This window comes from Aeromonas sp. s11, assembly GCF_040907945.1.
In the GTDB taxonomy this organism is placed as follows: domain Bacteria; phylum Pseudomonadota; class Gammaproteobacteria; order Enterobacterales; family Aeromonadaceae; genus Aeromonas; species Aeromonas veronii.
The window spans coordinates 1-23665 of the sequence record NZ_JBFOCU010000061.1 but is presented as its reverse complement, the minus strand read 5'-3'; the positions used below and the strand labels follow the sequence as shown (position 1 = coordinate 23665).

Genomic DNA, 23665 nt, shown 5'->3' with positions numbered 1-23665 from the left:
CGGTCAATTACACATAGTCATCTACAATGGGGGCCTTGAGCCCCCGTTTTATTGGAAGCCCCATGCTGCAACTGCCGCCGCTCTCTCTTTATATTCATGTGCCCTGGTGCGTCCAGAAGTGCCCTTACTGTGACTTCAACTCCCATGCCCAGAAGGGGGAGTTGCCTCACCTCGAATATGTCGCCGCCCTGCTGGAAGATCTGGATCAGGATCTGAAGTGGGCGCAGGGGCGGCCGCTCTCCTCCATCTTTATCGGCGGCGGCACCCCCAGCCTGCTGACGGTGGAGGCGATGCAAGCCTTGCTGGACGGGGTGCGGGCCCGTATTCCGCTCGCCGCAGAATGCGAGATCACCATGGAGGCCAACCCGGGCACGGTGGAAGCGGACAAGTTCGCCGGTTTCCAGCGTGCCGGCATCAATCGTATCTCCATCGGGGTGCAGAGCTTCCAGCAGGAGAAGCTGACCCGCCTCGGCCGCATTCACGGCCCGGAAGAGGCGCGCAAGGCCGCCGCCCTGGCCCACGCCATCAAGTTGCCTACCTTCAATCTGGATCTGATGCACGGTCTGCCGGATCAGAGTCTGGATGACGCCCTTTACGACCTGCAGCAGGCTATCGACTGCGCCCCGCCGCACCTCTCCTGGTATCAGCTCACCATAGAGCCGAACACGGCATTTGCCTCCAAGCCGCCCAAACTGCCGGAAGATGATACCCTGTGGGACATCTACGAGCAGGGTCACGGCATGCTCACTGCCAGCGGTTATCGCCAGTACGAGATCTCGGCTTACGCCAAAGAGGGCTATCAGTGCCGTCACAACCTCAACTACTGGCGCTTTGGCGACTATCTGGGTATCGGCTGTGGCGCCCACGGCAAAGTGACTAATCTCGCGGATCAGCAGATCCTGCGTACCGCCAAGGTTAAGCATCCGAAAGGGTATCTGGACAAGAGCCGCCCCTATCTGGACGAGCAGTGGCAGGTGACGGCAGACGATCTGCCGCTCGAGTACTTTATGAACCGCTTTCGCCTGTTCGAACCGGCCCCCAAGGCGGAGTTCGAGGCCTATACCGGCCTGCCGCTGGAGCGGGTGGAGACGGTGCTCGCCATCGCCCAAAGCAAGGAGCTGATCGACGATCTGGGCGACAGCTGGCAGCTCACTTCTCTCGGCCATCGCTATCTCAACGTGCTGCTCGAACTGTTTATGGATGAGTGAAAACTGGCTCACGATCTGGCTGCGAAGCCGTGATCAAGGTTCATGCGCTGCTCGGAAGCCTCACGTATCTCTATACGCTCCGGTTCCTGCGCTGCTCTTCACCTCGCTGACAGCTTCTCGCAACAGGTCGTGAGGCAGTTTTGGCGAACCGTGTTTCGAGATAACAATCAGGGCGCCAATGGCGCCCTGATTGTTTATGGTCGGTAGAAACCCGCTCAGCAGCAGACGCGGATCATCTGCTGTTGGCCGGGCTCCCACCGCTTGCCAAATTTGGCCTTGCGCTGGTAACTCCCCTTGCCCTTCTTGTTGCGCTCGACCCGGCTGCGAAACAGGGGATTGGAGAGCAGGGCGTGCAGATGGTTATCCTTTATCTCGCCGCGCTGGTGGGCATAGTTGCCACCTTGCGCATTCTCCTCACGGGGGAGGGCGGGTTGGTCGACCCGAATTTTGGCCATGATGGCTCCTCTTCTTTTCTCTTGGTGTGTTGATTCTTGTGTCTGGATGGCGGTTTTCACTGCGAGCACCTGTTCAGCTGAGCGCCCAGCAACCGGATACACTGGCACCGGTTAAAAACGCGGCGATTTTGTCACCAAATCGCCGCCGGAGCAATGCGTCGGGCGCGCCGAGTCCGTCACTTTGAGCCAGGCACACTCAGTCAGGCATACCATGTCAGCCGTGAACAGTGTCATGCTGGTCGTGGCTATGATGCTCGTGATGGGCCGGGGCGCCAGATTCCAGCGTCTCGAGGATGGCGCAGTGCTCGGCCGAGCGCGGCCCGCCGCAGCAGATATTGGAGAGCTCGCGCAGATTGTCGCGAAAGCGGGTCAGTTCGATGATCTTCTGCTCCACCTGGGCCAGCTTGGTGTCGGCCACTGCTTTCACCTCCTGACAGGTGACTTTGGCCTTGTTGGTATCGAGGTCGAGCAGCTCGCCAATATCGGCCAGCGAGAATCCCACCGACTTGGCGCGGATAATAAACTCCAGCCGCCGCTTGTCCTGTTCGCTGTAGAGACGGTAGCCGGATTCGTTGCGGATCCCCGGTGAGATAAGCCCGTTCTTCTCGTAAAAACGCAGGGTATCTGCCTTGACCCCGCACGCCTTGGCCAGTTCACCGATCCGATACATGCTCTCTCTCCCCTTGAATGTATGCCGCCACAAAAACCGGAATCCACTATCACCCCTTTGCCAATGGATTGCCAGCCAAGGGCATAAAAGGGGCAGATAAACATCTCCTGGCGACTCTTTTTCCCATAAAACACTGAAAGTGCAAACGTTTCGATAAAATCAAGTGGAAAACGTTTAACGCCGCGCCAAATAAGGCTTTGCTGTTTCAAAAAATCCACCACAGGTCACATTTTTTGTGTAGAATACGCGCCCATAACAGAGCGCCGCACCAAGCGGGCATTTCCTAAAACGCTTTTGCCGGATGTCGGGGCGAGAGTGGTTTGCGAAATCCCCCACTTCCATTTATTTGGGGACTCTCTGTGTTGAGCCTCGCCTCCCATGGAACGGTCCCCGTTATGTTGAGGACGATAGTGTGATGGAACAAGCTCGACCCATTCGCCGTGCACTGCTGAGTGTGTCTGACAAAACTGGCATTCTGGAATTTGCCAAGGCACTCAACGAGCGTGGTGTTGCCCTGCTCTCCACGGGCGGTACCGCCAAGCTGCTTGGCGAGGCGGGTCTGCCGGTGACCGAGGTCTCCGACTACACGGGTTTCCCTGAAATGATGGATGGCCGGGTCAAGACCCTGCATCCCAAGGTTCATGGCGGCATCCTCGGCCGTCGGGATCAGGATGACGCCATCATGGCCCAGCACGCTATCTCCCCCATCGACATGGTTGTCGTCAACCTCTACCCCTTTGCTGCCACCGTGGCCAAAGCGGGCTGCACCCTGGCGGATGCGGTCGAGAACATCGACATCGGCGGCCCAACCATGGTGCGTTCTGCTGCCAAAAACCACAAAGATGTTGCTATCGTCGTCAAAGCTGCCGACTATGATCGGGTTATTCGCGAGATGGATGCCAACGGCAACAGCCTGAAACTGGCGACCCGTTTCGATCTGGCCATCGCAGCCTTCGAGCACACCGCCGCCTACGACGGCATGATCGCCAACTACTTCGGCACCATGGTTCCTTCCTACGGTGACAACAAGGAGGGTGACGAGGAGTCCCGTTTCCCGCGCACCTTCAACAGCCAGTTCATCAAGAAGCAGGACATGCGTTACGGCGAAAACAGCCATCAGGCAGCCGCCTTCTACGCCGAAGAGCATGCCGCTCCGGGTTCTGTCTCCAGCGCTACCCAGTTGCAGGGCAAGGCGCTCTCCTACAACAACATCGCCGATACCGATGCGGCGCTGGAGTGTGTTAAGGAGTTCGACGAGCCGGCCTGCGTCATCGTCAAGCATGCCAACCCCTGCGGTGTGGCTATTGGTAGCGACCTGCTGAGTGCCTACGATCGCGCTTACCAGACCGACCCCACCTCTGCCTTCGGCGGCATCATCGCCTTCAACCGCGAGCTGGATGGTGCCACTGCGGCAGCCATCGTGGCCCGCCAGTTTGTCGAAGTGATCATCGCCCCGACCGTCAGCCAGGAGGCCCGCGATGCGGTCGCCGCCAAGCAGAACGTGCGTCTGCTCGAATGCGGGCAGTGGACGGCTCCGGCGCAAGGGTTTGACCTCAAACGCGTCAACGGCGGCCTGCTGGTACAGGAGCGGGATCTCGGCATGGTGACGCTGGGTGACCTGACTGTGGTCAGCAAGCGCCAGCCGACCGAAGCCGAACTGCAAGATCTGCTGTTCTGCTGGAAAGTGGCCAAGTTCGTCAAATCCAACGCTATCGTCTACGCCAAAGATGGCCAGACCATCGGCGTCGGCGCAGGCCAGATGAGCCGTGTTTATTCGGCCAAAATCGCCGGTATCAAGGCGGCGGATGAAGGACTGACCGTGGCGGGCTCCGTGATGGCCTCCGATGCCTTCTTCCCGTTCCGCGACGGTATTGATGCTGCCGCGCAGGCCGGTATCTCCTGCGTGATCCAGCCGGGTGGCTCGATGCGCGATCAGGAGGTGATCGATGCCGCCGACGAACACGGTATGTGCATGGTCTTTACCAACATGCGCCATTTCCGTCATTGATGGGTCAGGGGCTGCCGATGGCGGCCCTTTTGTTGTCTCTTTTCAACTGACTATTTCCACTGACTGACGGCCCGGGTGGCCGTCCAGTGACCACAAATAGAAGCGAGCGATACGATGAAAGTACTGATCATTGGCAACGGTGGCCGTGAACACGCCCTGGCCTGGAAGGCCAAACACTCCCCGCTGGTGCGTCACGTTTTTGTGGCGCCGGGCAACGCAGGCACCCAGCTTGAGCCGGGTGTCGAGAACGTTGCCATCGAGGCGACCGATATCGACGGGCTGCTGGCCTTTGCCAAAGAGAAGCAGGTCGGCCTCACCATCGTCGGGCCGGAAGCGCCGCTGGTGAAAGGGGTGGTGGATGCCTTCCGCGCCGCCGGTCAGCCCATCTTTGGCCCGACCGCTGCCGCTGCCCAGCTGGAAGGCTCCAAGGCTTTCACCAAGGATTTCCTGGCCCGTCACGCCATCCCGACTGCCGAGTACCAGAACTTCACCGAAGTGGAGCCAGCACTCGCCTACTTGCGCGAGAAGGGCGCCCCCATCGTCATCAAGGCCGATGGTCTGGCGGCGGGCAAGGGGGTGATTGTCGCCATGACCTTGCAGGAGGCGGAAGATGCGGTGCGCGACATGCTCTCCGGCAATGCCTTTGGCGAAGCGGGTTCCCGGGTGGTGATTGAGGAGTTTCTGGAGGGGGAAGAGGCCAGCTTCATCGTCATGGTCGATGGCGAGCACGTGCTGCCGATGGCCACCAGTCAGGATCACAAGCGGGTTGGCGACGGTGATACCGGCCTCAACACCGGCGGTATGGGGGCTTACTCCCCGGCGCCTGTAGTGACCGCCGAGGTACATCGACGCGTGATGGAGCAGGTGATCATGCCGACTGTGCGCGGCATGGCGGCCGAGGGCAACGTCTACACCGGTTTCCTCTACGCCGGTCTGATGATCGACGGCGCAGGCAATCCCAAGGTGATCGAGTTCAACTGCCGTTTCGGCGATCCCGAGACCCAGCCCATCATGCTGCGGATGCAGTCCGATCTGGTAGAGCTCTGTCTGGCGGCTTGCGCAGGCAAGCTGGATCAGAAAGAGGCCATCTATGATCCCCGCGCCGCTATCGGCGTGGTGTTGGCGGCGGGAGGCTATCCCGGCGATTACAGCACCAACCACCCCATCAGCGGCTTGCCGGTGGATGAAGTGGCGGGCGAGAAGGTGTTCCATGCCGGTACCCGCCTGGAGGGCGATACCAGCCTGACCGCTGGCGGCCGCGTGTTGTGCGCCACGGCGCTGGGCCACACTGTGGCAGAAGCCCAGCAGCGTGCCTATCAGCTCGCTGGCCGCATCAAGTGGGATGGCGTCTTCTACCGCAAGGATATCGGCTGGCGCGCCATTGCTCGCGAACAGGAGTAACTGACGCCAGCAAATGGCCAGCTGATTCAGACCCCGCTACGGCGGGGTTTTTTGTCCCTGTTTACCGCTTTCAACCATCCCCATGGTGCGTGTCACCTGCGTTCAATCAGTTACCAAGCGCAAACAAGCGCGGCATATCTGTCACTATTTGCCACAAAAAACAGCATTTTTCACAAACGTTTCACCATGAGTCATGGCATCATGCTGGTGATGAATTCTTGTTTGGATTCATAAGTACCCCTAACAATTCGAGCATGTCGTTATATAAGGAAATCCCATGTTGAAAACCGTCCGCCCCCTGCTGCTGCCCCTGATGTTTGGCCTGATGACCCTGCCTGCCGTGGCGGGTGATCTGGAACAGCCGATGAAGAAGATTGGCTTCAACTACAAGCAGGCCGTCAAGGCTGATGATGCAGCCACCATGGAGAAGCACATCAACGAGATGAAGGCCCAGCTGGATGTGGCCAAGCAGAAGAACATGCCGGCTGCCAAGAAAGATAAATTCCTTGAAGGGATGAACGAGGTACAGACCGAGCTGGACGCCAGCCTGGCCGCACTCAAGGCGGGTGATGAGGCCAAGGCGCGCGAACATCTGGCCAAGGTCAACGACCTGAAGAAGGAGTACCACAAATATGCCAAGCAAAAAGGGTGAGCCCTTTCGCTGGGATCCGCTGGTTCGCCTGACCCACTGGGGCTTGGCGGCGGTCTGTATCGGCAACCTCTGGGTTAACGAAGCAGGGGAGGAGTGGCACGAGTGGCTGGGTTACGGCGCCATTGGGCTGGTCTCCTTGCGTCTGCTCTGGGGGCTTACTTTTGCCCGTGGCTACGCTCGCCTTGGTGCCCTCATTCCCAGTGGTGAGGATTTTCGCCAGCAAGCACGCGAGATGCGTGAGCGACAGCCTCCGGCACCGGGTCATCACGGTAGCGGCAAGCTGGCCGTGTGGGCGCTCTGGCTGGTTGTGCTGGCCACTGCTGGCAGCGGCTGGTTTCAAAATACCGAGACGGGATTTGAACTGGGGGCTGACGAGTGGCATGAGTGGTGCGTGGTGGCGCTGCAGGGACTGATTGGTCTGCACCTGCTGGCCATCGTCTTCACCTCCTGGCGTCAGCGCAGCAATCTGGTTACCCGGATGCTGCCTGCTATCGGGCGTCGCTCATCCCTCCAGAGCGGCAGCAACGAGCAAACCTGAGGCTCAGCATTAGGCTCCTTGTCTCTGAGTGAGGCGCCTGATCCGGACCCTGCCCAGACCCGCCCATGGCGGGTCTTTTCTATGACCTCATCCAGCTCATCACAGGGCATTGCCCGATACGTAGATGCAAAAAGGCCGCTCATTATGAGCGGCCTTTTTCAATTTGGTGGCCCCTGGGGGACTTGAACCCACGACCAATCGATTATGAGTCGACTGCTCTGACCAACTGAGCTAAGGGGCCAAATTGTGCGTTTAGCGGCGTGGATTATAGGGGAAGAGGAAAGGGCAGTCTATAGGCATATCAACCACTTGGCGACTAATTGTCCAGGTCTATAGAGGGTGCAAAGCGGGTCGCAAGGGTAAATGCCAGACAAAACAAAGCCCCGCATGGCGGGGCTTTGGCAGAGCAGTTTGACACAGGGTCAGGACTATTCGTCCAGGAAGCTGCGCAGCACTTCCGAGCGGCTCGGGTGGCGCAGTTTGCGCAGTGCCTTGGCTTCGATCTGACGAATACGCTCACGGGTGACGTCGAACTGTTTGCCCACTTCCTCAAGGGTGTGGTCAGTGTTCATGTCGATACCGAAACGCATCCGCAGTACCTTGGCTTCGCGGGCGGTCAGGCCAGCCAGCACTTCGCGGGTGGCGTTGCGCAGGCTTTCGCTGGTCGCCGCATCCGCTGGCAGAGCCAGGGTGGTATCTTCGATAAAGTCGCCCAAGTGGGAATCTTCATCATCACCGATGGGCGTCTCCATGGAGATAGGCTCTTTGGCGATCTTCAGTACCTTGCGGATCTTGTCTTCCGGCATGCCCATGCGCATGGCCAGCTCTTCCGGGTTCGGTTCACGACCCATCTCCTGCAGCATCTGACGGGAGATACGGTTGAGCTTGTTGATGGTCTCGATCATGTGTACCGGGATACGGATGGTACGGGCCTGATCCGCGATGGAGCGGGTAATAGCCTGACGGATCCACCAGGTAGCGTAGGTCGAGAACTTGTAGCCACGACGGTATTCAAACTTGTCTACCGCCTTCATCAGACCGATGTTGCCCTCCTGGATCAGATCCAGGAACTGCAGACCGCGGTTGGTGTACTTCTTGGCGATAGAGATAACCAGGCGCAAGTTGGCCTCAACCATCTCTTTCTTCGCACGGCGGGCTTTGGCCTCACCGATGCTCATACGACGGTTGATATCCTTGATCTGGGCAATCGACAGACCGGTCTCTTCTTCAATCTGCTGCAGCTTGCCGATGGCGCGCTGGATATCCTCGTCCATTTCAACCAGACGAGGAGACCAGGCTTTGCCAGCCTGCTTCTGGTATTCGAACCAGGCAGTTTCACACTCGTTGTTGGTGAAGGCCGCGACGAAGGTTTTCTTCGGCATCTTGGCCTGCTCAACGCAGAGCTTCATGATGATGCGTTCCTGCACGCGGACGCGCTCCATCATTTCACGCATGTTGTTGACCAGGCGATCGAACTGCTTGGGCATCAGGCGGAATTGACGGAATACATCGGCCAGCTGGGCGATGGCGGCCTGGGTATCTTCGTGCGCGCGACCATTCTTCTGAATGGAGAGGCGGGTCACTTCATACTGGGCACGCAGTTCACCGAACTTCTCGCGAGCGACTTCCGGATCCGGACCACCGTCACCGTCGTCGTCAGAGCTGTCGCTATCTTCGTCTTCGTCTTCTTCGTCCTCTTCATCTTCGTCGGCCAGATCGTCTTCGCCGAGTTCGGAACCGATATGCGTGGCGGTAGGTGCCATGTCTTCGGTTTCGTTCGGGTCAATAAAGCCAGAGATAATGTCAGAGAGACGCAGCTGCTCGGCTTCGTACTTGTCGTACTGTTCGAGCAGGTAAGTAATTGCTTCAGGGTACTCGGCTACGGAGCTTTGTACCTGGTTGATACCGTCTTCGATCCGCTTGGCGATGTCGATTTCGCCTTCACGGGTCAGCAGTTCGACGGTACCCATTTCCCGCATGTACATGCGGACGGGATCGGTCGTGCGACCAATCTCAGATTCAACAGATGCCAGAGCCTGGGCCGCTGCTTCGGCAGCGTCCTCATCGGCGGTACCACCTTCAGCCATGATAAGGTCATCGGCATCCGGAGCGTTTTCAACCACTTGAATGCCCATATCGTTGATCATCTGAATGATGTCTTCGATCTGGTCTGAATCGACAATGTCTTGCGGGAGGTGATCGTTCACCTCGGCATAGGTCAGGTAGCCCTGTTCTTTACCTTTGGCAACGAGGAGTTTAAGCTGAGACTGCGGGGTTTGCTCCATAGAACTCATCCGGTTGGTGTTGCTAGGTTGCGCGTACAGTGCGCTGCTGCGCAAATAGCCAATTCTAATAGAAAACCGCCAGACATGCTATGTCTGGTTGCGGCGTCGGTCATGAGAAACCCCTGCCCGCAGTATTGTCGGGGCCAGGCGGTTATAAAAATTTTGCTTTTCATCCCGTCGATTCGGGCAACGTTATTCATATTGGGACTATTCACTCAAATATCAAGCCCCACACTCATTTCTTTTCTCAGTCTTCATCTCCCTGAGTAGCATCATTAACTCCTGCATCTCCGCTTGGCTTGGTCTTTCCTTGTTTTGTAACTCTTCTATACGCTGATTCAAAACCTGACTGGTAAAGCCAAAGAAAGTGTCTTCCAGTTCCCTCTGAATGTCCGGAGCTTGATCCGGATTGATCTCTTCAAACGGGTAATACATTGCCAGTTGTGCGAGGATCTCTCCCTCCTTGGTACCGCGCCAATGTTCCAGCAGGATACCTGTGGTAATACCGGGCTGTGCCAGGATCTGCTGGTGCAGTTGCAGCAGGAACTTGATGCCCTGTACGCGCAGTCCGGCCAATTCCGGCATGGAGGGCAGTTTGGCTGCTACCGCGGGATATTGCACCATCAGCGCCAGCGCCCGCCGCAGTGGAGTCAACTTGATCGCTTTTGGTTTGTTGACCTCGGCCTTGGGCTGAGTGTTGCGGGCAAACAGTTCGGCGATGCGCTGCTTGTTCTCGCCCCAGCGCATCATGCTGGAGAGGCGGGTGATCAACCCTTCGCGGGTAAACCCTTCCGGTACGCGGCGGATGAGTTCAGCAGCCTCATGAGCTATCTCATGCTTGCCTGCTTCACCTAGTAGTATTGCGTCCCGCCTTAGGCGCTGGAACATGAAGTCGGCGAACGGTTGGGCTTCATCGAGCAGGGCTTCAAAACCCTCCTTGCCGATCTGGCGTACCAGAGAGTCGGGATCCTCGCCATCGGGCAGGAACACGAACTTCAGCTCGCGGCCATCCTGCAGATGGGGGAGGGCATTATCCAGCGCGCGCCAGGCGGCTTCACGACCGGCGTTGTCGCCGTCGTAGCAGCAGACCACCTCGGCGGTGGCGCGAAACAGGGTGTGGATATGGTCGCTGGTTGTTGCAGTACCCAGGGCCGCCACCGCATAGTCGATGTCGTACTGACCGAGTGCCACCACATCCATGTAGCCTTCCACCACCAGGATCCGGCGTGGATCCTTGTGTGCCTGCTTCACCTCAAAGAGACCGAACAGCTCCCGCCCTTTATGGAAGATGGGGGTCTCCGGCGAGTTCAGGTACTTGGGGGTGCCATCACCCAGTACCCGGCCACCGAAGCCGATGACCCGGCCACGCTTGTCGCGGATCGGAAACATGATGCGATCACGAAAGCGATCGTAGCTGCCCCCACCATTTTCACGAGTGATCAGCATGCCGCCCGAGATAAGCAACTGCTCGTGATCCCGGCTGGCACCAAAGCGGCGGCGCACCTGATCCCAGTCGCTGGGTGCATAACCGATGTTGAATCGCTTGACCACTTCACCGGTCAGACCGCGCCCTTTGAGGTACTCCACCGCATGGGGAGCGCTCTTGAGATTGCTCTCGTAGAAGCGGGCAATCTGGTTCATCAGCTCGAACAGATCCTTGCTGACGGCGGGCTGGCTATTGGCCGAGCCGCCGATGCTCTGCTCGCGAGGTACCTGCATGCCTTGCATGCTGGCGAGCTCTTCGATGGCATCGGGAAATTCGAGACCGTCGTACTCCATGACAAAGCCGATGGCGTTGCCGTGGGCGCCACAACCGAAACAGTGGTAGAACTGCTTCTCCTGGCTAACGGTAAAAGAGGGGCTTTTTTCGTTATGAAAAGGGCAGCAAGCCTGGTAGTTCTTACCGGCTTTTTTCAGCCGCACTCGCGAGTCGATCAGCTCGACTATGTCTGTGCGTACGAGCAGATCGTCGATAAAGGATTGGGGGATCCTGCCTGCCATAACCGTCCTGTTTCATTGCGGAGAAAATAAAAAAGCCGCGCATTCCAAGGGAAGCACGGCTTCTTCGACCAAACAAGAGAGTTGCCTGTTACGCCAAGCGGGTTTTCACCTGAGCACTGACGGCGCCGACATCGGCACGCCCCTGAATTTTCGGCTTCAAGACAGCCATGACCTTGCCCATATCAGCCATGACGGCAGCACCACTTTCAGTGATGGCTTGCTCGATCAGGGCAGCAATTTCATCTGCGGTCAGCTGTTGCGGCAGGAACTCCTGCAACACAACGATCTCGGCGGACTCTTTGTCGGCGAGATCCTGGCGACCGGCAGCTTCAAATTGGCTGATGGAATCGCGGCGCTGTTTGACCATTTTGGTCACGACAGCGAGGATATCCTCATCATTCAGCTCGATACGGGTATCGACTTCACGTTGCTTGATTTCTGCCATCAACAAGCGGATCGCTCCCAGACGTGCCTTATCTTTGGCAAGCATGGCGAGTTTTTGCTGATCCTTGAGTTGATCCTTCAGAGACACGGCAATATCTCCCGATTAGTACAGGCGGATACGACGTGCGTTTTCGCGAGACAGCTTCTTGGCGTGACGCTTGACAGCAGACGCTTTGGCGCGCTTACGAATGGTAGTCGGCTTCTCGTAGAACTCACGGCTACGAACTTCGGACAGGATACCGGCTTTTTCGCAAGAACGCTTGAAACGACGCAGAGCAACGTCAAACGGCTCATTTTCACGGACTTTGATTACTGGCATGTGCCTTTCACCTCAGTGATAAATTGTTAGCTGACCTTCAATCGATCAGCATGTCTTAAAATGGTGCGAAATTATACTCTGGACAGGGAATGAAAGTAAACCCGCAGAGATCGCTCTGGTTTAAAAAACCCGCGAAGGTTACCATAGCCGTCTCATTTTAGCAGTGAAATTTTTTAGCAATGCGTGTATTGGGCATAGAGACATCCTGTGACGAAACCGGGATCGCGATCTTCGACGATCAAAAAGGGATCCTTTCCCATCAGTTATACAGCCAGGTCAAGCTGCATGCGGACTACGGTGGCGTCGTCCCCGAACTCGCCAGCCGGGATCATGTTCGCAAGACGATCCCGTTGATCCAGGCCGCATTGCAAGAGGCGGGACTGGGCAAAGATGACATCGACGGCATCGCGTATACCGCGGGTCCGGGTCTGGTTGGCGCCATTCTGGTGGGGGCCACCATCGGCCGTTCGCTGGCGATGGCATGGAACAAGCCTGCTATCGCCGTCCACCATATGGAAGGGCACCTGCTGGCCCCCATGCTGGAAGAGAAAGCTCCCGAGTTCCCCTTCGTGGCGCTGCTGGTCTCCGGTGGTCACTCCATGCTGGTGCGGGTCGACGGCATCGGCAGCTATCAGCTGCTGGGGGAATCCATCGATGATGCCGCAGGCGAAGCGTTCGACAAGACCGCCAAGCTGATGGGGCTGGACTATCCGGGTGGTCCGCTACTCTCCCGTCTGGCCGAGAAGGGCACTACCGGGCGCTTCCACTTCCCCCGTCCCATGACTGACCGTCCCGGGCTCGACATGAGCTTCTCCGGCCTCAAGACCTTCACAGCCAACACCATCGCCGCCAATGGTGATGATGAACAGACCCGTGCCGATATCGCTCGGGCGTTTGAAGATGCAGTGGTCGATACCTTGGCCATCAAGTGCCGTCGTGCTTTGAAAGAGACCGGTCTCACGCGTCTGGTGGTCGCCGGTGGCGTCAGTGCCAACCGTCATCTGCGTGCCCAGCTGGCCGAGCTGATGGAGAGCCTCAAGGGCGAGGTGTTCTATCCGCGTACTGAATATTGCACCGATAACGGCGCCATGATCGCTTACGCCGGTATGCAGCGCCTGAAAGCGGGCGTGTTCGAACCGCTGGCGGTCAAAGCCGTGCCGCGCTGGCCGCTGGATACCCTGGATCCGGTCTGATCCGAAGGATCCCGCCTTCTGGCGTGGTGCTGAGTACCATGGTGGCCTACTACTCCGGCAATCCAGCAGCGGTGGTTATAGCGCAGCTGGCAGGCTGTTATAGTGTCTGCTGTCGCCGTGGTTGAGCCATCCGGATAAGAGGTCAGCCCTCTTGCTGTCAGACAGCCAAGCCAACCACAGAGTAAAAAGAGATAAAAAAATCCCCGCCAACTGGCGGGGATTTTTGTTTGGTAATCGGCAGGCGATGAATTACAGCAGGATGCCGCCGAAGAAGAAGCCCAGCGCCACGGCGATGGCGATGGTGGCGGTGCCCGGTACGAAGAAGGGGTGGTTGAAGACCGCCTTACCGATACGGGTGGAGCCGGTGTCGTCCATCTCTACCGCGGCCAGCAGGGTCGGGTAGGTCGGCAGTACGAACAGGGCGCTCACGGCTGCGAAGGAGGCAATCGCAGTCAGCGGGCTGACACCCAGTGCCAGTGCGGCAGGCATCAACGCTTTGGTGGTGGCGCCTTGTGAATAGAGCAGCATAGCGGCGAAGAACAGCACCACGGCCAGCAGCCAGGAGTACTGGTTCAGCAGGTCGCCAGCGATCAGCTGGATGGTGTCCATGTTGCCTTTTACGAAGACGTTACCCAGCCAGGCGACACCCAGTACGCAGATACAGGCGGACATGCCGGACTTGAAGGTCGGCATGTTGGTCACTTGAGTTGCGTCCAGTTTGCACGCCAGAGTCATGATGGTGGCCGCGGCCAGCATGATACCCATGATGGCACCGTCACGGGGGATCGGCGGGTTGGTGATCAGGCCCACTTTACCGGAGATGGCAGTGGCATAAGCCATGACAGCAACGATGGCAGCGATGAAGATCCAGACAGACAGTTTGGCGTACGGTTTGATCTCGAGCTTGGTAGTACCACGCAGTTTGATCAGGCCCTTGGCTTTACGCTCCAGATAGACTTCGTCCTGCTCCAGCGGCTTGCCCATCATGTTGGCAATGAAGGCGCCCAGGATACAGGCCAGGAAGGTTGAGGGGATGCAGATGGCCAGCAGGGTCAGGTAGTCAACACCGAACGGCTCGAGCATGCCGGAGAAGGCAACCACAGCGGCAGAGATTGGGGAGGCTGTGATGGCGATCTGGGAGGCGACAACCGCGATGGAGAGCGGACGAGATGGGCGGATCCCTTGCTCTTTGGCCACTTCAGCGATCACCGGCAGGGTGGAGAAGGCGGTATGACCGGTACCGGCCAGCATGGTCATCAGATAGGTGACCACCGGGGCGGCGAAGGTGATGTATTTGGGGTTCTTGCGCAGCGCTTTTTCTGCCAGGAAGACCAGGTAGTCCATCCCGCCAGCCAGTTGCATACAGGCGATGGCGCAAATGACGGACGCGATGATCATGATCACATCCCAAGGGATGTAGCTGACCAGTTGATCGCTCGGGATGGGCATGCCCAGACCCCACGTCAATACCAGTACCCCCAGACCACCGGCAAAGCCGATGCCGATGCTGCCTATCCGGGCCCCCAGATAGATAGCGGCGAGCACGACAAGTAACTCGATTCCAATCATAGCGATAACTCCATTTTTTAGTTTTTGGTTTTTATTTGGCAAAAAGCCAATTCCCGATCGGGCTGGGGATAAAGACCAATCGGGAACTGACTTTATGGGCCGGGAAGATCCCGGCCCACACTCGCTTATACGGCAGCTTCGCGGGTGAAACGCTTGGCTTTGTATTGCGGGTTCATCAGGTTCTCGATGGAGAGAATTTCGTCCAGCTGCTCGGCGCTCAGCAGGCCGCGCTCAAGAACGACTTCGCGGACGTTCTTGCCGGTCTGGGCACAGATCTTGCCGACGATATCCCCTTCGTGGTGGCCGATGAAGGGGTTCAGGTAGGTCACGATACCGATGGAGTTCAGCACGTGATTCATGCAGATTTCCGGGTTGGCGGTGATACCTTCCACGCACTTCTCGCGCAGGGAAATACAGGCTTTTTCCATCAGGCTCAGGGATTCGAACATCGCCTGACCAATCACCGGCTCCATGACGTTCAGCTGCAGCTGACCGGCTTCGGCGGCGAAGGTGATGGTGATGTCGTTACCGAATACCTTGAAGCAGGATTGGTTGACCACTTCCGGGATAACCGGGTTGACCTTGGCCGGCATGATGGAGGAACCAGCCTGCATTTCCGGCAGGTTGATCTCTTTCAGGGCAGTGCGCGGGCCGGAGGAGAGCAGACGCAGGTCGTTACAGATCTTGGACAGCTTCATGGCCAGACGCTTGATGGCGCCGTGCAGCATGACGTAGGCGCCGCAGTCGGAGGTCGCTTCGATCAGGTCTTCAGCCGGTACATAGGCACGGCCGGTGATCTCGGCCAGACGCTTGATGGCCAGCGCAGAGTACTCGGGCGGAGTGTTCAGACCGGTACCGATGGCGGTAGCGCCCAGGTTCACTTCCAGCAGCAGCTCCTGGCAACGCTTGATGGATTTGATCTCTTCGCGCAGGGTGACGGCGAACGCGTGGAACTCCTGACCCAGGGTCATCGGCACGGCGTCCTGCAGCTGGGTACGGCCCATCTTCAGGATCTTCTTGAACTCGTCAGCCTTGACGTCGAAAGCGGCGATCAGCGCTTCCAGGGCATGCAGGGTCACGTCGGTGCTGTTCACCACAGCAACGCGGAAACCGGTCGGGTAGGCATCGTTGGTGGACTGGCACTTGTTGACGTGGTCGTTCGGGTTGATGACGTCGTAACGGCCTTTCTCCAGACCCATGATTTCCAAGGCGATGTTGGCCAGTACTTCGTTAGTGTTCATGTTGACGGAGGTGCCGGCACCACCCTGGTAAACGTCGACCGGGAACTGGTCGAAGCATTTGCCGGTGTTCAGCATCAGGTCGCAGGCTTCTACGATCTTGTCAGCAATTTCAGGACGGATGGTACCCAGTTCACCGTTTGCCAGCGCAGCGGCCTTCTTGGTCAGCACCATACCGCGGACGAATTCCGGAACGTCAGAAATCTTCTGAGAGCTGATCTTGAAGTTCTCGACAGCGCGCAGGGTGTGCACACCGTAGTAGAGATCATTGGAAACTTCTTTGGTGCCCAGCAGGTCTTCTTCAATGCGGACGTTCTTGATGTCGCTCATTGTAATGCCTCAGAAATCAGATAAATGGAAAAATCCTCACCGAGTGGTCGCGAGTTCCTTGCGCACAGCTCATCCTGAAGCACCACACATCGAGTGGGGCGGTTGGGAGAATGACCTCCCGAAAAACTAATCAATATACTACTCCAATTGAGGTATCGGTTATTAGAGGTGGATCACTAAATTTGCGACATTTTCAAATTACTTTGAGGAAAGTACACATATGTTATGAAGTTTTTATCATGATGATTTTTATAAATTTTTGTGACTTTTTGCTGGTTTTTTAGATTGCTGATGACGTAGGAGTCAGTTGACCAACTTGAAAAGAGGGGGGCTGCCCCCATTTATTCAGGGCAGAAAGTGGTGATGACGGGGCGGCAAAATCGCCTCCGGCCATCGTTGGATGGGCGCCACTTTTTCTCAATTTACCGGTGCTGGAGTGGATATGGGCAAGTTGTTTTTGTTGTTGGTGGGTCTGGTTGTGCTGGAGCTCACCGTGATGATCGAGGTCGGCTCGGTAATCGGGGCGCTGCCGACTGTCGGCTTGCTCATTCTGACTGCTGTATTGGGCTCCTCGCTGGTGCGCAGTGAAGGGATCAAGACCCTGTTCAGCGCCCAGCAAAAGATGCAGATGGGCGAGATGCCGGGCCGCGAGGTGATGGGAGGCATGATGCTGGCGTTGGCCGGCTTGCTGCTGATTATCCCGGGTTTCGTGACCGACATTTTCGGTGTGCTGTTGCTGCAACCCTGGCTGCGCAACAAACTGGCTGACAAGCTGATCGGCAGCAACCAGTTCCGGATGCAGATGGGCGGTTTCCAGCGTACTCAATCCCCGTTTGGCAGCGCACCGTCCGATGATCATCTGGGGAACGCCAAGCAGGGCGGCACCACTATCGAAGGCGAATTTGAGCGTAAAGAGTAATCGACGCGACGAAAACCCGAGGCGAGTGACTGAATCAGGGTTTGCCCTGATGGCACAAGGCCTCGAAGCGGTGTCGGGCATACCACCATGCGAGGGTGCCCGCCGCCAGATTGGCCAGCAGTATCCCCAGATATATCCCCTGTTCTCCTCCCAGCTTTGCCCCCAGCCAGGCTCCTGGCAACAGAAAACCAAACAGCCGCAATCCGTTGAACAAGAACGAAATACTGGATGCCCTCACGCCATTGAGTGCCGAGGCCAGCAGCATCACCATGCCCTGAAATCCGTAACCGATCGGCACTAGATGCAGATAGAGAATAATCAGGCGGATGACCTGTGGATGATCGCTGAACAGGTTGGCGATGAGTGGCGCCAGTAGCCAGGTCAGGCCATAGATGGCGAGCTGGAAAAGCAACGCAAAACTCATGCAGCTCTGCAGTGCAGCTTTGGCGCGGGCCGGATTGCCGGCGCCACAGTTTTGCGAGATGAAAGGGGCCAGCACGGAGGCAAGGGCCATCATCACAATCAGCAGCAGCGCCTCGACCCGCGACGCGGCACCGTAAGCCGCCACCACCTCGGTACCCAGGCCCGCAAAGATCGTCATCAGCACCGCATTGGCCAAGGGGTTGAGCATATTGGTAAAAGAGGCGGGGACGGCGACATGGAGCAAGGCCCGCCAGTGGGTCAGCAACCGGGCCCGCGGCGAGAGGCGCCACAGTAGCAAGCCCTCCCGATGACGCAGGATATAGAGGCTGACCAGCATCGCCATCAACCAGGAGATAGAAGTCGCGATGGCGGCCCCACGGATCCCCCATTCGGGAAAGGGGCCGATGCCGAAGATCAACAGAGGATCCAGCACCCCGTTGACCAACCCGGCTACTGCCATCACCAGACTGGGGGTTTTGGTATCGCCGGTCGCCCGTATGGCGGCATTGCCCACCATGGGCAGCACCAGCATGGGGACGGTGAGATACCAGATCAGCATGTAGTCATGGATGAGAGAGATAAGCTCGGCACTGGCCCCCAACAGGGTAAACAGGGGTTTGATGGTGAGAGCGCCCCCCGCGGAGAGCAGGGCTACCATGATCACCGCCAGAAACAGGCTGTCGGTGGCGAGATGGGCCGCCTCATCGTGTTTGCCCTGCCCCAGGGTATGACCGATCACCGCTGACAATCCGGCGCCCAATCCCATCGCCAGCGAGGTAACCACAAAAGTGACAGGAAAGGTAAAACTGATGGCAGCCAGAGCTTCGGTTCCCAGCATACCGATAAAAAAGGTATCGACCAGATTGAAGGCCAGAATGGCGATGATGCCGAAGATCATGGGGCCCGTCATCTGGCGCAGTACGACCGGAATAGGGGCTGTCAGCATGGGGTTGGTGCGGGTCAAGGGCTCGTCTCTACAGCTGGCTTTGAAGGTTCTGGCATGGAAACCGGGCGGCTTGAACCGACCTTGCTCCAGAGTGCGGACATGGCTGAACCATCGAAGATGTTTATAGTACGTGAAAAAATTTTTTTTGTATTTGCCCTTGAAGGGTTAGCAACTCTGCCCCACATCAGGGACATATCTAATTTGGCCTGGAACGGCCATTCCTCAAAGCAACAATGAGACTCATTTTGGGAGAGTTATCGATGAAAATTCGTCCACTGCACGACCGCGTCATCATCAAGCGCATCGAAGCTGAAGCCAAATCTGCCGGCGGTATCGTCTTGACTGGTACTGCGGCCCAGAAGTCCACCCGTGGTGAAGTGCTTGCCGTGGGGACTGGTCGCATCCTGGATAATGGCGAAGTCAAAGCGCTGGCCGTGAAGGTTGGTGACAAGGTTATCTTCAACGAAGGCTACGGTGTGAAGACCGAGAAGCTGGATGGTCAGGACGTCCTGATCCTCTCCGAAACCGACATCCTGGCGATTGTCGAAGAGTAATCCATCCTCCTTTTCCCCGAATTGATTTAAGGATTGAAGAAAAATGGCAGCTAAAGACGTTAAGTTTGGTAACGAAGCCCGCATCAAGATGCTGGAAGGCGTAAACATCCTGGCTGATGCCGTCAAGGTGACTCTGGGCCCGAAAGGCCGCAACGTGGTGCTGGACAAGTCCTTCGGCGCCCCGACCATCACTAAAGATGGTGTTTCTGTTGCGCGCGAAATCGAGCTGGAAGACAAGTTCCAGAACATGGGCGCCCAGATGGTCAAGGAAGTGGCTTCCAAGGCGAACGATGCCGCCGGTGACGGTACCACTACTGCAACCGTTCTGGCTCAGGCTATCGTCAACGAAGGTCTGAAAGCCGTTGCCGCCGGTATGAACCCGATGGATCTGAAGCGCGGTATCGACAAGGCCGTTGTGGCTGCTGTTGCCGAGCTGCAGGCGCTGTCCCAGCCGTGTGCCGACAGCAATGCCATCGCTCAGGTTGGCACCATCTCCGCCAACTCCGACGAGAAAGTGGGCAAGCTGATTGCCGAAGCCATGGACAAAGTGGGTCGCGATGGCGTCATCACCGTTGAAGATGGTCAGGGTCTGGAAGATGAGCTGGCAGTTGTTGAAGGTATGCAGTTCGACCGCGGCTACCTGTCCCCCTACTTCATCAACAAGCAAGAGACCGGTTCCGTTGAACTGGACGACCCTTTCATCCTGCTGGTTGACAAGAAAGTCTCCAATATCCGCGAAATGCTGCCGGTGCTGGAAGGCGTTGCCAAAGCTGGCAAGCCGCTGCTGATTGTTGCTGAAGACGTGGAAGGCGAAGCCCTGGCGACTCTGGTGGTCAACACCATGCGCGGTATCGTGAAAGTGGCTGCCGTCAAGGCGCCTGGCTTCGGTGACCGTCGCAAGGCCATGCTGCAGGATATCGCCGTACTGACTGGCGGTACCGTCATCTCTGAAGAAGTTGGCATGGAGCTGGAAAAAGCGACGCTGGAAGATCTGGGCCGTGCCAAGCGCATCGTCATCACCAAAGAGAACACCACCATCATCGATGGCGTGGGTGATGCCGGTGTGATCGAAGGCCGTGTTGCCCAGATCCGTCAGCAGATCGAAGAGACCTCTTCCGACTACGATCGTGAGAAGCTGCAAGAGCGCGTAGCCAAGCTGGCTGGCGGTGTTGCCGTGATCAAGGTTGGCGCAGCCACCGAAGTCGAGATGAAAGAGAAGAAAGCCCGCGTTGAAGATGCCCTGCACGCTACCCGCGCCGCGGTTGAAGAAGGTGTGGTTGCCGGTGGTGGTGTTGCGTTGGTTCGCGTTGCTGCCAAACTGGCTGGTCTGCGTGGTGACAACGAAGACCAGAACGTCGGTATCAAGGTTGCCCTGCGCGCCATGGAAGCCCCGCTGCGTCAAATCGTTATCAACGCCGGTGAGGAAGCCTCCGTCATTGCCAACGCAGTGAAGAACGGCGAAGGCAACTTTGGTTACAACGCTTACAGCGAACAGTATGGCGACATGCTGGCCATGGGCATCCTGGATCCGACCAAGGTAACCCGTTCCGCCCTGCAGTTTGCCTCTTCCATCGCCGGTCTGATGATCACCACCGAGTGCATGGTCACCGAACTGCCGAAGAAAGATACCCCTGCAATGCCTGACATGGGCGGCATGGGTGGCATGGGCATGATGTAATCATCCCCCTTGCTCTGTTTGACAAACGGCTCGCTCAAGGCGAGCCGTTTTTTTATATCTGGCTAAACTGAGTCTGTTGAGACAGCAAATCTGGGGGAGATATGAAAATGTTTGGTTGGCTGACACTACTGTGTTCATTGGTCATCATGCCGGTGATGGCTGCTGAGGCGCTGACTGGGCCGGTGATCCTGAAAGTCGGTGGTAACATCAGGTCGGCAGACGAAGTTGATGGCAAGGTGTTGTTTGATCTGGCAAAACTACAGGCTCTGCCGCAACATGAAATAGTGACCGGCAACCCGTGGGTGGATAAGCCGCATACCTACAGAGGCCCAAAATTGGCCGATGTATTGGCTGCAGTTGGTGCGGATGGCAAGACCATTACGTTGACGGCACTGAACAGTTTCCAGATCCGCATTGAATGGGACAAGGTTGCCAAATACGAGCCCATTCTCGCATGGGAAGACAATGGTGCTGTCATGCGGGTGCGTGACAAGGGGCCGGTCTGGTTTATGCTGCCTCTTGATCAATATCCGGAATTGAAGCGATCCGAATATACCGACATGATGATCTGGCAGCTGGATTTGATAGACATTCAGCACTGATAAAAACCGCACGGGAGCATGGGGTGAAAGGAAAGACCAGGGCGTGGCCACTGCTCGTCATTCTGTATGTATCCATCCTGTTGTTTACCGGGAGCACTCTCTATTGCCTGATGCAGATCCAGAATGCGACCAGAGCGATGGAGAAATACACCTATGATGTCTCCTGGGCGCTGATGCAGTTGCAGCTGGAGCTCGGGCGTTTCCTCAATGCGGTAGAGGTCTATCACTATGGCGGGATTGATCATGACACCTTGATGTTGCGTTATGACATTCTCTGGAGCAGAACGCCCATCCTGTTGAGCGGCCAGCTGCGCAAGAGCATGCAGGACAAGCAGAAAACCTTGCGTCTGGTGCAGCTGATTGAAACCAATATTCGCCAAATAGAGCCCGACATCACCAAGTTGCAAAGCGGGGCATCTGACTATCAGCAGATCATGATGCGCCTTGCCCCGCTGCAAGAGCCGCTCTCCTACTCCCTCGCTTCTGTGATGCAGAAGAACATTAACGTCTATTCCGAGAACGATCGCCATTTTGGCCAATTGCGCAATGCCTTGTTGCTGATGGTCTCCGGTCTGGTCATGTCAGTGTTGCTGCTCAGCATGCTGCTTATATATGAAGGGCGTCGTCATTTCAGAGCGGCCAGACGGGATCCGCTGACCGGGTTGTCCAATCGGGTTGCTCTGCTGGAGCGGATGGAGCTGTACGCCACACAGGAAGTGCCGTTTGGGCTGGTGCTGGTCGATATCAACGACTTCAGAGATATCAACAGCAAGTTTGGCTATGACACCGGTGATTATCTGCTTTGTGAGTTTGCCACCCGGATCAGAGTGCTCTGTGAAGAGGGCGAGTGGAGCGGACGTCTGGGGGGGGATCAATTTGCCATTATCCAGCGTGGCAGCAGCGATCTGCGTCAGGTCAGGGAGCTGGTAGCGCGATTGCTGCATGCGCTGAAGCAAGACATCGTCTATGACAACTATCCCTTCCGGCTTGAAGTCGGGATTGGCATTGCCTTCTATCCGATGGACAGCGACAAGACTCAGGAGCTGTTGAGTCGAGCGGAGCAAGCCCTGTTCCATAGTCGCAAGACCCATGTCCCCTATGTGATTTACGATAACTCCCTGCTCAACGAGACGGCGCGGCGCAAACATCTGGCGTCGGACATGATCATGGCGCTGGAACACAATGCGCTGGAACTCTATTACCAACCCATCGTCAATCTAGAGAGTGGCCGCTGTGAAGCTGTCGAGGCTCTGCTGCGCTGGCGGCATCCGGAACTCGGCTTCATTCCGCCAAACGAAGTGATCATTGTGGCTGAGGAGTTCCAGCTTGCCGAACGGGTTGGGAGCTGGGTGCTGAACACCGCTTGCGAGCAGCTCTATCAGTGGCACCAGCTTGGTATGGTTGATCTGCAAATGTGTGTGAATATCTCGCCAGGCATGTACCAGCGTAATTTGCTCAAATTGGTGGCCAAGGCATTGATGGAGCACCACCTGCCTGCCCGTAGCCTGGTCTTGGAGGTCACGGAAGATACCACCATGCGGGAAGTGAAGAACTCGCTGCAACTGATGCAGGATCTCAATCAGCAGGGGGTGCTGTTAGCATTGGACGATTTTGGTACTGGTTATTCATCTTTGAGTTATCTGCAAAAGTTACCGGTCAGCAAAGTGAAGATCGACCGCTCCTTTATACAGGGCATTGACACCTCAATGGAGGCATCCGAACTGGTCGCCAATATTTGTCGGATGGGGTCGATGCTGGGCAAGAGTCTGGTGTGTGAAGGGATTGAGACACAGGCGCAGTTGGATGTATTGCGATCTCTGACCGATATCCACTTGTATGGGCAGGGCTATCTGTTCAGCCGACCAGAGCAGGCGGAGAAAATCTATCAAACCTTGTTGGAGATGGAGGAGCTTTGGCTAGCACGTCAACAATCCGAAATGGCTTATATGAGTTGAGAGGGGGCTTGCCTGTCATCTGCCTCCAGAATGTGTGATTTAGCTCGAACTTTCTTCTTTTTGTTTGTTGTTTGAACGGTTGTGCGGTTTTATCAAAAAAACATGCAATTTAGCCTTGCCAGAAAGAATCTGTTCCCTATAATGCGCCTCCATCGACAGGGCAAGCGGCAACGCAAAGCCTGAGTCGATAACCTCGAAAAGCCTTTGAAAATAAGGCTTGACTCGAGAAGGCGGTTGAGTAGAATTCCACTCCCGCAGCAACACACTGTTGCGTCGC

At 56.9% G+C, this 23665-nt stretch carries 21 protein-coding genes and 1 tRNA gene; 11 read left to right on the top strand and 11 right to left on the bottom strand.

The features are described from left to right. The first annotated feature begins 62 nt into the window (after positions 1 to 62). Complete coding sequence (hemW, locus tag AB5Y84_RS17555; protein ID WP_005340541.1) at positions 63 to 1208, top strand: radical SAM family heme chaperone HemW; 1146 nt, start codon at positions 63 to 65, stop codon at positions 1206 to 1208. A gap of 215 nt (positions 1209 to 1423) precedes the next feature. On the opposite strand, the gene AB5Y84_RS17550 is transcribed toward hemW, so the two are convergent. Both AB5Y84_RS17550 and zntR read right to left on the bottom strand, forming a co-directional pair. Continuing rightward, positions 1424 to 1663 carry an alternative ribosome-rescue factor A gene (locus tag AB5Y84_RS17550; protein WP_368177462.1) on the bottom strand — a complete coding sequence of 80 codons (240 nt, stop codon included), beginning with the start codon at positions 1661 to 1663 and terminating at the stop codon, positions 1424 to 1426. Between the two features lie 214 nt (positions 1664 to 1877). Continuing rightward, the gene (gene zntR, locus AB5Y84_RS17545) at positions 1878 to 2333 is read right to left on the bottom strand and encodes a Zn(2+)-responsive transcriptional regulator (RefSeq protein WP_005340544.1); all 456 of its coding nucleotides are present in this window, start codon (positions 2331 to 2333) and stop codon (positions 1878 to 1880) included. 415 nt (positions 2334 to 2748) lie between these two features. Here zntR and purH point away from each other — a divergent pair, with 415 nt between their 5' ends. The 4 genes from purH (at position 2749) to AB5Y84_RS17525 (ending at position 6932) form a co-directional block, all read left to right on the top strand. Next, complete coding sequence (purH, locus tag AB5Y84_RS17540) at positions 2749 to 4341, top strand: bifunctional phosphoribosylaminoimidazolecarboxamide formyltransferase/IMP cyclohydrolase (protein WP_005340545.1); 1593 nt, start codon at positions 2749 to 2751, stop codon at positions 4339 to 4341. Positions 4342 to 4455: 114 nt separating this feature from the next. Beyond that, the gene (gene purD, locus AB5Y84_RS17535; RefSeq protein WP_005340546.1) at positions 4456 to 5742 is read left to right on the top strand and encodes a phosphoribosylamine--glycine ligase; all 1287 of its coding nucleotides are present in this window, start codon (positions 4456 to 4458) and stop codon (positions 5740 to 5742) included. A 277-nt stretch (positions 5743 to 6019) separates the two neighbouring features. Next, positions 6020 to 6394 carry a cytochrome b562 gene (locus AB5Y84_RS17530; protein WP_042053398.1) on the top strand — a complete coding sequence of 125 codons (375 nt, stop codon included), beginning with the start codon at positions 6020 to 6022 and terminating at the stop codon, positions 6392 to 6394. After that, positions 6375 to 6932 (top strand): cytochrome b/b6 domain-containing protein, encoded by a 558-nt coding sequence (locus AB5Y84_RS17525; RefSeq protein WP_076495774.1) that lies wholly within the window; start codon positions 6375 to 6377, stop codon positions 6930 to 6932. The genes AB5Y84_RS17530 and AB5Y84_RS17525 overlap by 20 nt, the downstream gene beginning before the upstream one ends. A 164-nt stretch (positions 6933 to 7096) precedes the next feature. On the opposite strand, the gene AB5Y84_RS17520 is transcribed toward AB5Y84_RS17525, so the two are convergent. The 5 genes from AB5Y84_RS17520 to rpsU all read right to left on the bottom strand — a co-directional run bounded on the left by AB5Y84_RS17520 (position 7097) and on the right by rpsU (position 11981). Further along, positions 7097 to 7173: transfer RNA gene (locus tag AB5Y84_RS17520), tRNA-Ile, on the bottom strand. 187 nt (positions 7174 to 7360) lie between these two features. Continuing rightward, entirely contained in the window at positions 7361 to 9256 is a 1896-nt protein-coding gene (gene rpoD, locus AB5Y84_RS17515) for an RNA polymerase sigma factor RpoD (protein WP_323896516.1), read from the bottom strand. Positions 9257 to 9439: 183 nt separating this feature from the next. Continuing rightward, positions 9440 to 11218, bottom strand: coding sequence for a DNA primase (dnaG, locus tag AB5Y84_RS17510; protein WP_368177461.1), 1779 nt, complete (start codon positions 11216 to 11218; stop codon positions 9440 to 9442). 88 nt (positions 11219 to 11306) lie between these two features. Further along, positions 11307 to 11750 (bottom strand): GatB/YqeY domain-containing protein, encoded by a 444-nt coding sequence (locus AB5Y84_RS17505; RefSeq protein WP_005349081.1) that lies wholly within the window; start codon positions 11748 to 11750, stop codon positions 11307 to 11309. Between the two features lie 15 nt (positions 11751 to 11765). Continuing rightward, positions 11766 to 11981, bottom strand: a complete 216-nt coding sequence (gene rpsU, locus AB5Y84_RS17500; protein WP_005309452.1) for a 30S ribosomal protein S21 — start codon at positions 11979 to 11981, stop codon at positions 11766 to 11768. A gap of 179 nt (positions 11982 to 12160) precedes the next feature. Between rpsU and tsaD the strand changes: the two genes are divergently transcribed. Further along, complete coding sequence (gene tsaD, locus AB5Y84_RS17495) at positions 12161 to 13174, top strand: tRNA (adenosine(37)-N6)-threonylcarbamoyltransferase complex transferase subunit TsaD (RefSeq protein ID WP_042052807.1); 1014 nt, start codon at positions 12161 to 12163, stop codon at positions 13172 to 13174. Positions 13175 to 13423: 249 nt separating this feature from the next. On the opposite strand, the gene AB5Y84_RS17490 is transcribed toward tsaD, so the two are convergent. Further along, positions 13424 to 14743 carry an anaerobic C4-dicarboxylate transporter gene (locus AB5Y84_RS17490; RefSeq protein ID WP_368177460.1) on the bottom strand — a complete coding sequence of 440 codons (1320 nt, stop codon included), beginning with the start codon at positions 14741 to 14743 and terminating at the stop codon, positions 13424 to 13426. 125 nt (positions 14744 to 14868) lie between these two features. Next, the gene (gene aspA, locus AB5Y84_RS17485; RefSeq protein WP_368177459.1) at positions 14869 to 16311 is read right to left on the bottom strand and encodes an aspartate ammonia-lyase; all 1443 of its coding nucleotides are present in this window, start codon (positions 16309 to 16311) and stop codon (positions 14869 to 14871) included. Between the two features lie 442 nt (positions 16312 to 16753). On the opposite strand from aspA, the gene AB5Y84_RS17480 reads away from it, so the two are divergent. Further along, complete coding sequence (locus tag AB5Y84_RS17480; RefSeq protein ID WP_335837111.1) at positions 16754 to 17230, top strand: FxsA family protein; 477 nt, start codon at positions 16754 to 16756, stop codon at positions 17228 to 17230. A gap of 34 nt (positions 17231 to 17264) precedes the next feature. Here AB5Y84_RS17480 and AB5Y84_RS17475 read toward each other — a convergent pair whose 3' ends face one another. Next, complete coding sequence (locus tag AB5Y84_RS17475) at positions 17265 to 18599, bottom strand: MATE family efflux transporter (RefSeq protein ID WP_231720294.1); 1335 nt, start codon at positions 18597 to 18599, stop codon at positions 17265 to 17267. A 260-nt stretch (positions 18600 to 18859) separates the two neighbouring features. On the opposite strand from AB5Y84_RS17475, the gene AB5Y84_RS17470 reads away from it, so the two are divergent. From AB5Y84_RS17470 to AB5Y84_RS17455, 4 genes are all read left to right on the top strand, one after another. Then, positions 18860 to 19153 carry a co-chaperone GroES gene (locus tag AB5Y84_RS17470; protein WP_005340573.1) on the top strand — a complete coding sequence of 98 codons (294 nt, stop codon included), beginning with the start codon at positions 18860 to 18862 and terminating at the stop codon, positions 19151 to 19153. A gap of 43 nt (positions 19154 to 19196) precedes the next feature. Further along, positions 19197 to 20831, top strand: coding sequence for a chaperonin GroEL (gene groL / locus AB5Y84_RS17465; RefSeq protein WP_005340575.1), 1635 nt, complete (start codon positions 19197 to 19199; stop codon positions 20829 to 20831). A gap of 101 nt (positions 20832 to 20932) precedes the next feature. Next, positions 20933 to 21433 (top strand): molybdopterin-binding oxidoreductase, encoded by a 501-nt coding sequence (locus AB5Y84_RS17460; protein ID WP_005349099.1) that lies wholly within the window; start codon positions 20933 to 20935, stop codon positions 21431 to 21433. Positions 21434 to 21456: 23 nt separating this feature from the next. Further along, on the top strand, positions 21457 to 23388 hold the full coding sequence (locus AB5Y84_RS17455; protein ID WP_267517896.1) for a bifunctional diguanylate cyclase/phosphodiesterase: 1932 nt from the start codon (positions 21457 to 21459) through the stop codon (positions 23386 to 23388). 39 nt (positions 23389 to 23427) lie between these two features. Here the strand turns inward: AB5Y84_RS17455 and AB5Y84_RS17450 are convergent. Continuing rightward, on the bottom strand, positions 23428 to 23665 hold a 238-nt coding region (locus AB5Y84_RS17450; protein WP_368177458.1), incomplete at its 5' end, for a hypothetical protein.